The organism is Hoskinsella mucinilytica, assembly GCF_045223415.1.
Classification (GTDB): domain Bacteria; phylum Bacillota_I; class Bacilli_A; order Erysipelotrichales; family Erysipelotrichaceae; genus Hoskinsella; species Hoskinsella mucinilytica.
In genome coordinates this window covers 1-13,632 of the sequence record NZ_JBEQZJ010000037.1, presented here as the reverse complement: position 1 = coordinate 13,632, position 13,632 = coordinate 1, and the positions used below count along the sequence as shown (strand labels likewise).

13 protein-coding genes are annotated in these 13,632 nt (G+C 35.1%); all 13 read left to right on the top strand.

Features of this window, described 5'->3' with window-relative positions; translation table 11 throughout:
• The 13 genes from UGRO018_RS13255 to UGRO018_RS13195 all read left to right on the top strand — a co-directional run bounded on the left by UGRO018_RS13255 (position 1) and on the right by UGRO018_RS13195 (position 13,437).
• Entirely contained in the window at positions 1 to 1,161 is a 1,161-nt protein-coding gene (locus UGRO018_RS13255; RefSeq protein ID WP_416326974.1) for a CapA family protein, read from the top strand.
• A 10-nt stretch (positions 1,162 to 1,171) separates the two neighbouring features.
• A complete protein-coding gene (locus UGRO018_RS13250; protein WP_416326973.1) occupies positions 1,172 to 1,750 on the top strand; it encodes an O-methyltransferase in 579 nt (192 codons plus the stop codon).
• A gap of 109 nt (positions 1,751 to 1,859) precedes the next feature.
• Positions 1,860 to 2,600, top strand: coding sequence for a ribonuclease E inhibitor RraB (locus tag UGRO018_RS13245; protein ID WP_416326972.1), 741 nt, complete (start codon positions 1,860 to 1,862; stop codon positions 2,598 to 2,600).
• 227 nt (positions 2,601 to 2,827) lie between these two features.
• Complete coding sequence (locus UGRO018_RS13240) at positions 2,828 to 4,156, top strand: hypothetical protein (RefSeq protein WP_416326971.1); 1,329 nt, start codon at positions 2,828 to 2,830, stop codon at positions 4,154 to 4,156.
• Positions 4,157 to 4,227: 71 nt separating this feature from the next.
• Positions 4,228 to 4,947, top strand: coding sequence for an ABC transporter ATP-binding protein (locus UGRO018_RS13235; RefSeq protein WP_416326970.1), 720 nt, complete (start codon positions 4,228 to 4,230; stop codon positions 4,945 to 4,947).
• Positions 4,944 to 5,684 (top strand): ABC transporter permease, encoded by a 741-nt coding sequence (locus UGRO018_RS13230; protein ID WP_416326969.1) that lies wholly within the window; start codon positions 4,944 to 4,946, stop codon positions 5,682 to 5,684. The genes UGRO018_RS13235 and UGRO018_RS13230 overlap by 4 nt, the downstream gene beginning before the upstream one ends.
• A gap of 13 nt (positions 5,685 to 5,697) precedes the next feature.
• Positions 5,698 to 6,543, top strand: coding sequence for a MerR family transcriptional regulator (locus UGRO018_RS13225; RefSeq protein WP_416326968.1), 846 nt, complete (start codon positions 5,698 to 5,700; stop codon positions 6,541 to 6,543).
• 265 nt (positions 6,544 to 6,808) lie between these two features.
• Entirely contained in the window at positions 6,809 to 7,636 is an 828-nt protein-coding gene (locus tag UGRO018_RS13220; RefSeq protein ID WP_416326967.1) for an energy-coupling factor transporter ATPase, read from the top strand.
• Positions 7,612 to 8,472: an energy-coupling factor transporter ATPase gene (locus UGRO018_RS13215; RefSeq protein ID WP_416326966.1), complete on the top strand. Its 861-nt coding sequence runs from the start codon at positions 7,612 to 7,614 to the stop codon at positions 8,470 to 8,472. Before UGRO018_RS13220 ends, UGRO018_RS13215 begins: the two co-directional genes overlap by 25 nt.
• Positions 8,465 to 9,262 (top strand): energy-coupling factor transporter transmembrane component T family protein, encoded by a 798-nt coding sequence (locus UGRO018_RS13210; protein WP_416326965.1) that lies wholly within the window; start codon positions 8,465 to 8,467, stop codon positions 9,260 to 9,262. Before UGRO018_RS13215 ends, UGRO018_RS13210 begins: the two co-directional genes overlap by 8 nt.
• A complete protein-coding gene (gene truA / locus UGRO018_RS13205) occupies positions 9,259 to 9,996 on the top strand; it encodes a tRNA pseudouridine(38-40) synthase TruA (protein ID WP_416326964.1) in 738 nt (245 codons plus the stop codon). Before UGRO018_RS13210 ends, truA begins: the two co-directional genes overlap by 4 nt.
• 114 nt (positions 9,997 to 10,110) lie before the next feature.
• On the top strand, positions 10,111 to 12,591 hold the full coding sequence (locus tag UGRO018_RS13200; protein WP_416326963.1) for an HD domain-containing phosphohydrolase: 2,481 nt from the start codon (positions 10,111 to 10,113) through the stop codon (positions 12,589 to 12,591).
• Positions 12,592 to 12,648: 57 nt separating this feature from the next.
• Positions 12,649 to 13,437 (top strand): histidinol-phosphatase, encoded by a 789-nt coding sequence (locus UGRO018_RS13195; RefSeq protein ID WP_416326962.1) that lies wholly within the window; start codon positions 12,649 to 12,651, stop codon positions 13,435 to 13,437.
• Positions 13,438 to 13,632 lie beyond the last annotated feature (195 nt).

The window sequence follows — 13,632 nt, the reverse complement described above, 5'->3', positions numbered from 1 at the left end:
ATGAAAAAAATTAGTTTATTGTTTCTGAGTCTGCTCCTTTGTGCATGCAGTACTACATCTAATTCTGAACCAGAAAAAAAAGATACAGAAGAACAAGAGAAAACAGCAGTTTCCTTTGTTGGTGTTGGTGATAATCTGATTCATGAAATGATATATGTTCAAGCAGATAAGGCTGCCGGTGAAATGAATGATGGAAAATATGATTTTACCCCTATGTATAAACATGTGAAAGAAGATATAGAAAAGGCAGATCTTGCCTATATAGATCAAGAATCTATTATCGGTGGAGAGCAATTAGGAATATCAGGCTATCCTACCTTTAATTCACCTGATCAAGTCGCAAGAGATGTTGCAGCTACAGGCTTTGATTTAGTGAATACGGCGAATAACCATTGTCTTGATATGTATCAAGAAGGAATTGACCATTCTAGTGAAATATGGAAAGAACAGAAGGGCATCATAACAGCTGGTACGTATACATCTCAAGAAGATAGAGATACGATTCGTATCATTGAACGTAATGGAATTCGTTTTTCCTTTTTAGCATATACTTATGGAACCAATGGAATTGAGGCACCTCATAATTACAGTGTAGCTTATTTCGATGAAGATCAAATCAAAAAAGACGTCGCAGCTGCGAAAAAAATAAGCGATGTAGTAATTGTGTCTGCACATTGGGGAGACGAAAATGTGAGTGAACCTGCAGAGTTTCAGAAAAAATACGCAAAACTTTTCGCTGATCTGGATGTTGATGTTGTGATTGGTGAGCATCCACACGTCATACAGCCAGTAGAGTGGGTAAAAGGAAAAGATGGAAATCAAACTTTAGTTGTATATTCACTTGGCAATTTCTTGAGTGGTATGCTAGATGTGAATAATGTTCTATCTGGTATGATACGCTTTAACTTTGTGAAAGATAATAAATCAGGAGATATTTCAATTGAAAATGTAAAATGGGAACCTTTGATTACACACTATAGTGGAGAAGCAAATGATATTTTAAATACCAGAAAAGATTTCAGTGTATACAAACTTAGCGATTATACAGATGAATTAGCCAAACAACATGGATTAAATGGAGTAGATGGCCAATCTGTCACAATATCTGATTTATATCAACGTACAGAAAACATCATCAAACAAATAGAAATTATAAAGTAAAGGTGAGCGTATGACATTAATAGAGGAAATGGAACAGTATGCTTTAGTAAATGATATTCCGATCATGCAACAAGAAGGAATTGATTTTATGTGTACATTCATCAAAGAGCATCAAATAAAAAATATTTTAGAGATTGGAAGTGCCATTGGTTATTCCGCTATGCGTATGGCTATGTTAGATTCTCAGATTCATGTAACAACCATTGAGCGAGATCAAAAACGATATCAAAAAGCAGTAGATTATATAAATAGAAGTTCGTGTGAAACTCAAATTACATTATTATATGGGGATGCCTTGACAGCAGATATTTCAGGTAACTATGATTTGATTTTTATCGATGCTGCAAAAGCACAATATATCCGCTTTTTTGAGCGATATGAGCCACTTTTGAAACCAAAAGGATACATAATATCAGATAACCTAAAGTTCCATGGTTTTGTAGAACATCCTGAAACAGCAACTAGCCGTAATTTAAGACAACTTGTCGGTAAAATTTCACGATTCGTAGAATATTTAAAAAGAAGAGATGATTTTGATACAACATTTCTTGAACAAGGGGATGGGATCGGAATCAGTCAGAAGAAGTAAATGAAGAGCATGATGTAAATCGTGCTTTTTTCATGTAAATTTCTTTATGTTTTCATGTATTATTTGATAGGTTTTGTGATACAATAGAAGAAAGAAAGTGGTGATCATAATGAAAAAAATCATACCTGTATTAGGTGTATTGGCAGGCGCAGCAGCATTTGCTGTGTATAAGATGAAAAAGGATGAGCAGAAACAAATTATTGATTTGGATCAAGGTCTATTAGATGACGATGATGAGGCTGTAGAAGAAGGACCGATCAGTGATCCAGCTAGTTGTTGCGAGGCTATTAAAGAAACAGCAGAGGACATTGTGGAGACTGGAAAAGAAAAGGCAAAAAATCTTGAAGAAAGAACTGAAGAGCTTTTAGAAGATGCAGTTGATCATATAGAAGATGGAGCAAAAGCTTTCCAAATTCATATCGAGGATGCACAAGAAGCTGTAGAAGAAAAAGCTGAAGATGTCAAAGAAACTGTAGAAGATACATTAGAAACGGTAAAAGAATCAACAGATCAATACCCACATTTAACAGGATCACAGGTGGAAGCAATTCGTACTCAAGCTGATAAAGTAATTGAAGAATTAGAGATAGATGGCGATGTTCATAGCCATGAACGCCCTGTTCAGCACAAAGTAAACTTCACCAATATGGAAGACTTAGAAGCTTTCAAAAATACAGTGATCAATAAGGGATTTGTCATTACCAATGGAGAAGAAGCATTCCAATTAATGGTATTGCATATCTCAGCAATTAATAAAGAAACATTATATGAAAATATGTTCTATTTAGCAGATACAGCAGTCGCATGTCATGGAACATATGAAGGATGGGTTAGCAAAGTTGTATATTAAGTAAGAAGGATGTCCATTTCCATTTGGATATCCTTTTTTTCATCATATAATTTTAAAGCGAATCGTATATAATAGATCATCCTCAGATTTATTCATTCCCATCATATACGTTTTTTTTCTATATTTTTGAGGATCAAATGTCCCAGGTAAATACGAATTCACTATTTGCTTATTTATTAATTTAAGCTATAATATATGGTATTATAGGCGATGAAAGAGGGAAACGTATGTTCAAGAAAAATATTAATTATGTTACCATGTTTGCGACTGGTGCGTTTTTCTGCGTACTTGGGTTTTCCTTTATTTTTGATTCTCTGACCGTGTGGAACTGGCTTTATACAACCTTTGTGATTGGTGTAGCAGCGGTTGGAATTATACGCTTATTCAATTTAATCATAAATTTTCGTAAAGTAGATAATCGATTAAATCAGTTGATCGATATCATTATATGGATTATCGCCATAAGTATTTCTTTATCATATCCATCTACTTTTTTTAGCTTATTGCCACGTTTGGTTGGAGCATGGATATTATTACACGCTATAGTAAAAGTCATCGTCCTTTGGATCAAACAACATGACCATTTACCTATCCCGATCCATAGCATCGTTTATCTAATTGGCGATTTAATTATGAGTTTTTTTCTAATCAGTTCACCATTTATGCATGAAGAATTGATATCCTTTTGTATGGGATGCTACTTTTTGATCTATGGAGGAAACTCTTTATTGGATTTGGTTCGAGAAATCATTCCAAGTGGCAGTGCTGAGAAATTAGACAATAAGATTCGCCTTAGTGTACCTCCATTTATGTCTGTGATCATTCCTCCACATTTGATGAGAACTTTATTAAATAAAGATAAAGAAGATCAGCTAAAGGAACAGTTCGAGGCAATCAAAGAAGATATTCCTATTGATATGGAGGTTTTGATACATCTAGCACCAAGTGGACCGGCAATGCTGGGACATGCGGATATGATTTATCGAGGCTTGGTGCTCAGCTATGGCTGTTATGATCCTCACGAGCGACATCTTTTCGGAACAATGGGAGATGGTGTAGTCATCATAGCACCAAAAGATACGTATATTCATAACTGTCTTGCCAATGAAAATAAGATATTGATAAGTTTTGGTATCGCATTAAATGAGACACAAAAAGACAAGTTGAATAAGCGTCTTTTAGAAGTGTTTTCTACATTTGAGGATTTTCATAGTGATGAAGAATTGAAGCAAATGGGAGAAAGTTTTGAAGGAGCATGTGATGATTATTTAAGTCGTGTTACACGGACCTCTCCAAAATCCAAGTTTTATAAAATCAAAGAAGGAAAGCTAAAGACATTCTTTGTTGTTTCCAGTAATTGCGTGTTCTTCTTATCTAATATATTAAAAGTGATAGGTCTTCATTTGGTCGATCTTTCCGGTATTATATCTCCAGGAGCATATTATGACTTCTTAAATAATCAATTTAAAAGTAACAAAGGCTTCGTGGTATCTAGAAAATTATATCGTAAAAAGGATGCTGTATATTTCGAAACAGCACAAAGAAAAAATGGATAATACCATTTTTTTTTGCTTGACTCTCCTGTAACAGGAGCATGTATGCTGTTATTGGAAAGGAGAATATGAATATGGAATATTGTCTGGATGTACGAGATCTAACAAAAAAATTTCAAGGAAGAACAGTTGTAGATCATTTAAGTTTTCAAGTAAAAAGGGGTGAAGTGTTTGGTATTTTAGGACACAATGGTGCCGGAAAGACTACAGCGATAGAAACCATACTCGGATTACATCAACCTGAGGAAGGGATTGCTTATATCATGGGAAAAGAAGCAAGAAAAGAACGTAAATTATTATTTCAACATATAGGAGTGCAGCTACAAGCATCTTCTTATCCTAATCATATCAAAGTAAAAGAGGTCTGTGAGGAAATAGCCGCATTATATGAACAACCTGAAGACTATCTGAAATTGCTTCAACAATTTGGATTAAAACAATATCTTTTACAAAAAGTGGAAAAGTTATCAGGTGGTGAAAGACAAAAGCTTTCCATCGTTGTGGCACTCATTTCCAAGCCGGATCTTATTTTCTTAGATGAATTGACAACAGGATTGGATGTTGCGGCAAGAAGATCTGTGTGGGAAATACTCAAAGGTTTAAAGCAACAAGGAATGACCATGATTTTAACCACACATTATATGGAAGAGGCACAATATTTGTGTGATCGTATCTTATTGATGAAACAGGGAAAGGCAATACAGATGGGAACGATACAGGAAATCGTAAACAATCAAGGATATCATAACTTAGAAGAAGCATATCTATCCTATATGAAGGAGGAATTAAAATGAAACGTATATTAACGCTATGTAAAATAGAAGGAAAACTGGCTTTGCGATGCCCTGATGGTTTATTATTTGGTGTTGTTATGCCAGTTGGTGTATTGTTTCTGATTAGTATCATTGGCGGTAATCAAAATGCGGCAGGAAGTGATATGACATTTCTTCAAAGCGCATTTGCGTCCTTGTTAACCGTGGGTATTTGTGCTACTGCGTTTATGGGTTTACCATTGACCTTTGCGGATTATCGTGATAAGAAAATTTTGAAGCATTATTTTGTAACACCGGTACACCCAAGGATACTGTTGTTGGTACAAGCAATCATTGCGGCATTGACAGCAATTCTTTCCGCCTGTATGATAGCGTTATGTTCCATATTGTTTTTTAATTATCATATGGAAGGTAATTTGTTATGGTTTGTGTTGGCTTATCTATTGGTATTAGTATCTATGTACAGCATTGGCTTTATCATTGCGGCATTGTGTCCTAGTGTGAAGATTGCGAATGTTGTATCTAGTATGATTTATTTTCCAATGCTATTCCTTTCAGGTGCGAGTATTCCTTATGAATTATTTCCAGGAGTATTACAAAGAATTGCGGATATCCTTCCATTAACACATGGAATTAAATTATTAAAAGCAATTTCTATGAATACGTGGAATCAACAAGTAATAGCTTCTATTTTGATATTAAGCGCAATAACATTAATCGGATATGTCATTTCTATTCGATATTTCCGATGGAAATAAAGGAGGTTTTTTTATGCTAATAACACAACCATGTATCGAAAAGGAAACTGAAAGATATTATCGGATTGGTATGTTTTCACAAATGAATAGAGTCACCATAAAGGCATTGCGCCATTATGATGAAATCGGATTATTGAAGCCACAATATGTAGATGATCATAATGGATATCGGTATTATACTTCTAATCAAATTCCTGTATTGCATCAGATTCTAGCATTGCGTGATATTGGTTTTTCCTTAGAAGAAATTCAACAGGTAATGAATGGTGCAAGCGAGAAAAAGCTTCTCCTAAGAAAGAAAGGTGAATTGATGATGGAACTAAGTGATTTAACGAAAAAAATTGCCGGTATTGAAAGTTATCTTGCGAAAGAAGAAGGAAAGGAAGGCTATCGTGTGGTAATGAAATCCTTACCAGAGGTTACGATTGCATCCATGTGTATTTGTTTAACAGGATACGATGCTTTATTTGATTATATGCCACAGATGGGATATTTAATGGAAGAGGCAAATTGTGAATGTGCAGTACCTGATTATTGTTTCACCATTTATTATGATGAAGAGTATAAAGAAGCAGGAGATATCCAAGTGGAAATATGTCAGGCTGTAACCAAACTGCAACAAGATGTAGGGGAATTAAAATTCAGAACACTTCCTTCTGTTCCATTGGCAGCGTGTGTGTTGCATAAGGGGCCTTATGAAATGTTACCAAAAGCATATGAAGCAATCGTACAGTTTATTGAACATAATGGTTATGAAATCATAGGACATCAAAGAGAATCCTATATTGATGGTATTTGGAATAAAGAAAAGGAAGAGGATTGGTTGACAGAAATCCAATTTCCAATAAGAAAACTTTAACGATATAGAACTAACGAGCAGAAGGAACTTATTTGTTGCCTTTCTGCTTTTTTTAGCATGACTGGATTCGTGTAGACTACTGTTCAGGTTTGATAGGTTGATAGCATCAAGTTTGAAAGAAAGCTGATTGAAGTATGTATAAAATGATAACGCTACCAAGTGTTCATAATCATCGGGATTTCCAAAACCGTTTGTTTTAAAGGTTTCGTTTATTGTGTTATAAAGGGTTTCGTTGTATAATGAAAAAGCGTTTTGAGGTGATGTTATGAAAAAAATCAAAGTAGAAGATGTGACATTCTCTTATGATGGAGAAGTCAATGCAGTTGATCATGTAAGCTTTGCGATAGAAGAGGGAAGCTATACTACGATCATAGGTCATAATGGAAGTGGAAAATCTACGATTGCCAAACTGCTGATTGGATTATTGGAAATGGGTAGTGGTGCAATTTATGTGGATGGTATCCAATTAAGTGAAGAGACCATGTATGATATTAGAGATAAGATCGGTATCGTATTTCAGAATCCAGACAATCAGTTTATTGGTGCTACGGTCGCTGATGACATTGCTTTCGGTTTGGAAAATCATCAAGTGGAATCTAGTAAGATGCAACCAATCATAGAGCGATTTGCCGAGAAAGTTCATATGAGTGCCTATATGCAAAGTGAGCCTACAAAGCTATCGGGTGGTCAAAAACAACGTGTAGCTATTGCCGGTGTTTTAGCTATGTCACCTCAAATCATTATTTTTGATGAATCCACTAGTATGTTAGATCCACAAGGTAAAGCAGAGATCAATGAATTGATACAGGAAATTCATAAAGAAAGTAAAATGACGATCATTTCTATTACACATGATATTGAAGAAGTTGCCGGTAGTGATGCTGTCATCGTTATGGATGATGGGCATATCGTAATGTCAGGGAGACCCGAAGATATTCTTATTCAAGAAAGAAAGTTGATCGATTTAAAATTAGATATACCGTTTGCATTGAAATTTACGAAGGCTTTAAAAAAAGAAGGTATTGAGATAAAAGATTGTATAACCATGGAAAGGGTGGTGGATGAGGTATGCCAATTACATTTAGAGAAGTAGAACATACATATCAACCGGATTCCCCATTTGCCTATGCTGCTTTGAAAGGTATTAATCTGGATATTAAGGAAGGAAAGGTTACTGCTATTATAGGAGAAACCGGTAGTGGAAAAAGTACGTTGGTACAACATTTAAATGCATTATTGTTACCTACTGGTGGGGAAATTGAGATTCTAGATAAGAAAATCATTGCTAAAGAAAAGCCCAAAAATTTAAAAGCATTGAGAAAACAGGTAGGATTGGTGTTTCAGTTTCCTGAATATCAGTTGTTTGAAGAAACGATTGCCAAAGATATCAGCTTTGGGCCGAAGAATTTTGGTGTTAGTGAAGAAGAAGCGCTTGCCCGTGCGGCTGAGATATTAAGTGTTGTCGGTTTGGATGAAAGCTATATGGAACGTAGTCCGTTTGATTTATCTGGAGGTCAGAAACGAAGAATCGCCATAGCAGGTATTTTAGCGATGGAACCAAGTGTTCTTGTGTTAGATGAACCAACCGCCGGACTAGATCCACAAGGTGCTAAAGATATGATGCAATTGTTTCAGGATATGAATACAAAATATCATAAAACTGTTTTGATCGTGACGCATGATATGGAACATGTATTAAATTATTGTGATGAGGTCGTTGTCGTACAGGATGGTCAAATCGGAAAGCATTGTGATGTTACTTCTTTCTTTGAAGATATTGACTTATTGAAGACTTTACGTATCAATCCACCTGCGGTCATTCGCTTACGTGAAGAACTTCGATCAAGAGGGTTTCATATACCTCAGACTGTGCTTGATATGGAGGATTTGGCTCATATCGTTGCTCAGGAGGTGAAATGTCATGAATGATATCGCATTAGGTAAATACCTTCCATTAGACTCTTGTATTCATAAGATGGATCCAAGAGCCAAGATCATGGCTATGCTATTTGTTATGGTCGCAATCTTTATCGATGCGGGTTATCTCGGATATCTTATCATTGGTGCTATTGTTGTTAGTATTGCTTTATTAGGAAAACTGAAGCTGAGCTTTTTATGGCGTAGTATGAAGCCAATGTTATTTATGCTGGTGTTTTTATTGATCATCAATGTATTGGTCATTAAAGATGGAGAGATCTTATTCACCATTGCAGGCTTTTCACTATATAGCGGTGCCCTTTCTCAAACGTTATATATTGTTATTCGTTTGGCATTGATGATTATGGTGACAACTATTTTAACCGCAACTACCAAACCTTTACAACTGACACTAGGAATAGAAGATCTCTTAAAACCATTCCAAGTCATTCACGTTCCAGCACATCAAATCGCAATGATGATATCCATTGCTTTAAGATTTATTCCCACGCTAATTGAAGAAACACAGCGTATCATGAAAGCACAAGCAAGTCGTGGTGTTGATATGGAAGAAGGAAAGCTTATGGAAAAAATTCGTGCTATTTTATCCTTGATCGTTCCACTGTTTGTTTCTGCGTTTCAAAGAGCAGAGGATCTAGCTTATGCGATGGAAGCCAGAGGTTATATTCCAGATCGTGCAAGAACACGCTATCAACAATTGAAAATGCACAATTCAGATTATGTTTTACTACTTGGTAGCATGATCATACTTGCGGTTATGATCTTTTTGAGTTTGATATGACAAGATACCTTGCAATCGTAAGTTATGATGGCTATGCCTATGGGGGGTGGCAGAAACAAATCAATACGATATCCATTCAAGAAGAAATCGAAAAAGTACTTGCAAGCATCCATGGACATCCTGTTGACATTACTGCAAGCGGTAGAACAGATGCCGGAGTACATGCCCTAGGGCAAGCATTTCACTTTGATAGTGAACGAGAACTGGATGATTTTCATTGGACTAGAGCAATGAATTCTTTGTTACCTAAAGATATTCGTATTCAGCACGTAACACAAGTACATGATGAGTTTCATGCTCGTTTTGATGCTGTAAAGAAACGCTATGACTATTTGGTAACCAACGATATCAAAAATCCATTTTATGAACGATATATGGGAAAAGAATGGAAAGAACTAGATGTATCAAGGATGAAAACATGCGCAAAGGTATTGATAGGAGAACATGATTTTACTAGCTTTACCAGTAATAAAATTGACCCAAGAAAGCCTCGTGTTAAAACGATTACACGACTTGATATCATTGAAGAAACAGATCATATACGTATGATATTTGAAGGTAATGGTTTTTTGCGATATATGGTTCGTATGATTGCTCAGACCTTGATTGAAGCTGGAAAGCATCGTCTTGATGAAAAAGATGTACGTGTCATGTTAGAAGCAAAGGATAAGCATAGCTGTCGTTTTAAAGCTCAGCCACAAGGATTATATCTTGTGAAAGTATATTATGAATAACTGCCTACGGGTAGTTTTTTTCTTTTTTTCTAACGGAAAATTACACGAAGATAAATAAAATATGATAAACTGTAACCGGAAATTGTTTTATGATGCATGGAATGAGGAATATTGATGAATGGTTTTTCTGTTTTTTCTATTATTGCGCTGATTTGCTATCTTTGTTTATTTTTAGCAATGTCTGCCAGTCGAAAAGATCGCTTGACGAGGGCATTTATGTTACTTTTGGTTGCGATGATGCTATGGACAGGTGCTTCATTTGCGATGAGAAGTAATGTAGGACCTTCCATTGACTTTTGGTATCATCTATCTTTTTTAGGTTTGATGCTGATACCCGGAGCTTACTTCTATTTTTTCGAGGAGTTAAATGGTAATACAACCTCAAAGGTCGCATGTTTTTGGGCATTAGTATTCATCGTGATTGCTTTGATCAATGCGATGACTTCATTTTTCCTAGCTCCACCTGAGTGCTTAAGTACCTCTTCCGGTATTATCTATGTGTATTCTTCACAACCTGGTACTTATTTGTTAATGGTTCCTATCCTAGCATGTTTTTCTCATATGGCATATAGAGTTACTATATCGATACGCCATCATAAAGAACGAATCCGTCAATTATATCCTATTTGGATAGGATTGGGAGGTTTGTTAGCTGGAAATCTTTGTATTGTATTGGATATCGCAAAAGGATTTCCTATAGATATCATCAGTGGGATTATCAATGCATTTTTTATGGTTTATGTTTTATACAAGAAAAGATTATTCCATCTACATTTGCTTGTGAATCGAAGTGTTTGTTATTTCATTAGCGCAATGATTTCCATATGTCTTTTTTCTTATATCATTCTACCTATTGACCAATTCCTACATCAATATATAACCGATATACATATTTATACCATGTTGTTGATTTCTATTTTATTTACTTTATCCACTGTCTTGATTTATGTATTCATCAAAAAGTTTTTTGATCATATTTTTATCAGAGGAGATCAGCAACGTTCGGAAAATTTAAAATCTTTTAGTGCACAGGTGACAAAAATCTTGCAGTTGAGAGAAATCATCAGTGCTATGGAAACGACCATTCAAGAGACCATACCAATACCAAAAATATTTATTTTTATAGAAGCGCAGGATGGTTATTGTTTATTTGAGAGTGAGAATTTTATTCAGCACCATTCTCTTTGTATGGAAAAACAATGCCCTTTGATTTCTATGTTGGAGACTGATGTAGAAATGCTATTTTATAAAGATATCTATAAGGAAATCGATGCTTATTGTCTAAACAAACATAAGGAAAATTTTTTAAAGAATGAAAAAATAACATCTATCATTCCCATCAAAGAAGAACATTTGATTGGTTTAATCTTATTACCAAATAAACTTAATAATAAATTACCAAGTGTTGAAGAATTGAATTTTCTGATCAGTATTGCCAGAATTGGTGCCATTGCTGTACAAAACTCACGTTTATATGATCATGCCTATCGAGAAGCAAGAATTGATCAATTAACACAGTTGATCAATCGCAGATACTTTTATGAGATTTTTGAAGAAGCATTTCATAAGCAAGATAATATGAGTTTGGCATTGTTAAGTCTTGATAATGTTCGTCTATATAATCAATTGCATGGAACTGTTGTTTGCGATCAAATGATACAACAATGTGCAACTATTATGAAACAAGCAGTAAAAGATTTAGGTTATGTTGCAAGAATGGGTGGTAAGGAATTCGCAATTTTATTATATACAGATGATGAAATGCAGGTTATGACTCTTTTGGAAGATTTGCGTCAACAAATCGAAGTGGCTCAAATCGGAAAAGATAATGAAAGATTGAAGCGGATGACTGTAAGTATTGGATTATGTCGTTATCCTGAACAGGCAGATACGAAAAGTCAATTAGAGGAGAATGCGGGACAAGCATTATATCATGCGAAGCGTATGGGAAAAAATTGTGTCATTGCTTATAATGGGCAACAGGCATCTTCTAATAAGACAAAGGAAAAAGAACAAATCTATGCTGAATATGCGCCTATGATTTATGCATTAACAGCAGCAATTGATACAAAGGATCATTATACTTTTACACATTCTGAACATGTGGCCTCTTATGCTTGTGCATTAGCTCATGAAATTGGATGGAATGAGGATGAAGTGGAAATGATCAGAGAAGCAGCACTTCTTCATGATATCGGTAAAATCGGTATTAGTGAGAATATTTTGAATAAAACGGGTTCTTTAAGTAAAGAAGAATATGAGATCATAAAATCACATGTGGAAAATGCAACTGGCATTATTCAATATTTACCATCTCTTGATCATGTAATTCCTGCAGTATTAACCCATCATGAGCGTTATGATGGAAATGGATATCCTAGACAAGTAAAAGGTGAGGATATTCCGATGTCAGGCAGGATTTTAGCAATCGCTGATAGCTTTGATGCAATGACAAGTAAGCGTTCTTATAAAGAAGCTCAATCTCTTGAATATGCAATTCAGGAACTCAAGCATCAAGCGGGGCGGCAATTTGATCCAGAGTTGGTTCAAACGTTTGTGAATATGCTGGAAATGGGTAAGATAAGAATACGTTAAACTGTGCAGATAAATGAAATCTATGATATAGTTATGTAGTAAAGAAAAGGTGAAATTATGCGTAAAACAAATTATCACATGCATACGAAACGTTGTATGCATGCTTCAGGTTCAGATGAAGAATATGTATTGGCCGCAATTGAAGGTGGCTTTGAAGAGATTGGCTTTAGTGATCATTGTCCATGGAACTATGATTCTGATTTTGTGGCTCATATGAGAATGCCACTTTCTCAGTTTGATGATTATTATCATTCCATATCAGCGTTAAGAGAAAAATACAAGGAACAAATAAAAATAAAGATAGGCTTAGAGTGTGAGTATTTTCCTAAATATATGCCGTGGCTTCAGAATTTTGTAAATGAGAAACAATTAGATTACGTGATATTTGGTAATCACTATTATAAAACGGATGAAAAAAGAGTATATTTTGGTACAGCATGCGATAAGGATGTCATGTTACATGCTTATGTTGATGAAGCAATCGCCGGAATGGAATATGGTCTTTATGCGTATCTGGCACATCCTGATCTGTTTATGAGGGGAAGAAGAGTGTTTGATCAACTAGCCAAGACGGAAAGCAGAAGATTGTGTGAAGCCGCAAAACGCTTATCCATTCCTTTAGAGTATAACTTAAACGGTGTAGCTTACAATGATGTCATGCACACGGTACAATATCCTCATCCTGGATTTTGGGAAATTGCTGCAGAAGTTGGTAATGATGCTATCATTGGTGTTGATGCACATGAACCAAACGCAATGAGTGATGATACATATTGGAATCAGGCAGTAGCTTATTTAAACGAGCTTTCCATAAATCTACTAGATCATTTGCCAGAGAATCTTTGATTTTCTGGTTTTTCACATACTTATACATAATTTCTACAAATTTTTTCGACATCATCATTGTATACTATAGTCAGCAAGTAAGATAAGGTACTTGCTACTAAATATGATAATTTCCCCTCAAAAAATTAATTCATATTTTCTCCCTTTCAAAAAAATAATAAGAAAACAAAAGAAGCGCTACCCCCTCAGGCGCTT

Excerpts from the sequence above, each read along its gene's own strand:
- UGRO018_RS13255 (WP_416326974.1), top strand. The coding sequence starts at position 1 with ATGAAAAAAATTAGTTTATTGTTTCTGAGTCTGCTCCTTTGTGCATGC.
- UGRO018_RS13250 (WP_416326973.1), top strand. The coding sequence starts at position 1,172 with ATGACATTAATAGAGGAAATGGAACAGTATGCTTTAGTAAATGATATT.
- UGRO018_RS13245 (WP_416326972.1), top strand. The coding sequence starts at position 1,860 with ATGAAAAAAATCATACCTGTATTAGGTGTATTGGCAGGCGCAGCAGCA.
- UGRO018_RS13240 (WP_416326971.1), top strand. The coding sequence starts at position 2,828 with ATGTTCAAGAAAAATATTAATTATGTTACCATGTTTGCGACTGGTGCG.
- UGRO018_RS13235 (WP_416326970.1), top strand. The coding sequence starts at position 4,228 with ATGGAATATTGTCTGGATGTACGAGATCTAACAAAAAAATTTCAAGGA.
- UGRO018_RS13230 (WP_416326969.1), top strand. The coding sequence starts at position 4,944 with ATGAAACGTATATTAACGCTATGTAAAATAGAAGGAAAACTGGCTTTG.
- UGRO018_RS13225 (WP_416326968.1), top strand. The coding sequence starts at position 5,698 with ATGCTAATAACACAACCATGTATCGAAAAGGAAACTGAAAGATATTAT.
- UGRO018_RS13220 (WP_416326967.1), top strand. The coding sequence starts at position 6,809 with ATGAAAAAAATCAAAGTAGAAGATGTGACATTCTCTTATGATGGAGAA.
- UGRO018_RS13215 (WP_416326966.1), top strand. The coding sequence starts at position 7,612 with ATGCCAATTACATTTAGAGAAGTAGAACATACATATCAACCGGATTCC.
- UGRO018_RS13210 (WP_416326965.1), top strand. The coding sequence starts at position 8,465 with ATGAATGATATCGCATTAGGTAAATACCTTCCATTAGACTCTTGTATT.
- truA (WP_416326964.1), top strand. The coding sequence starts at position 9,259 with ATGACAAGATACCTTGCAATCGTAAGTTATGATGGCTATGCCTATGGG.
- UGRO018_RS13200 (WP_416326963.1), top strand. The coding sequence starts at position 10,111 with ATGAATGGTTTTTCTGTTTTTTCTATTATTGCGCTGATTTGCTATCTT.
- UGRO018_RS13195 (WP_416326962.1), top strand. The coding sequence starts at position 12,649 with ATGCGTAAAACAAATTATCACATGCATACGAAACGTTGTATGCATGCT.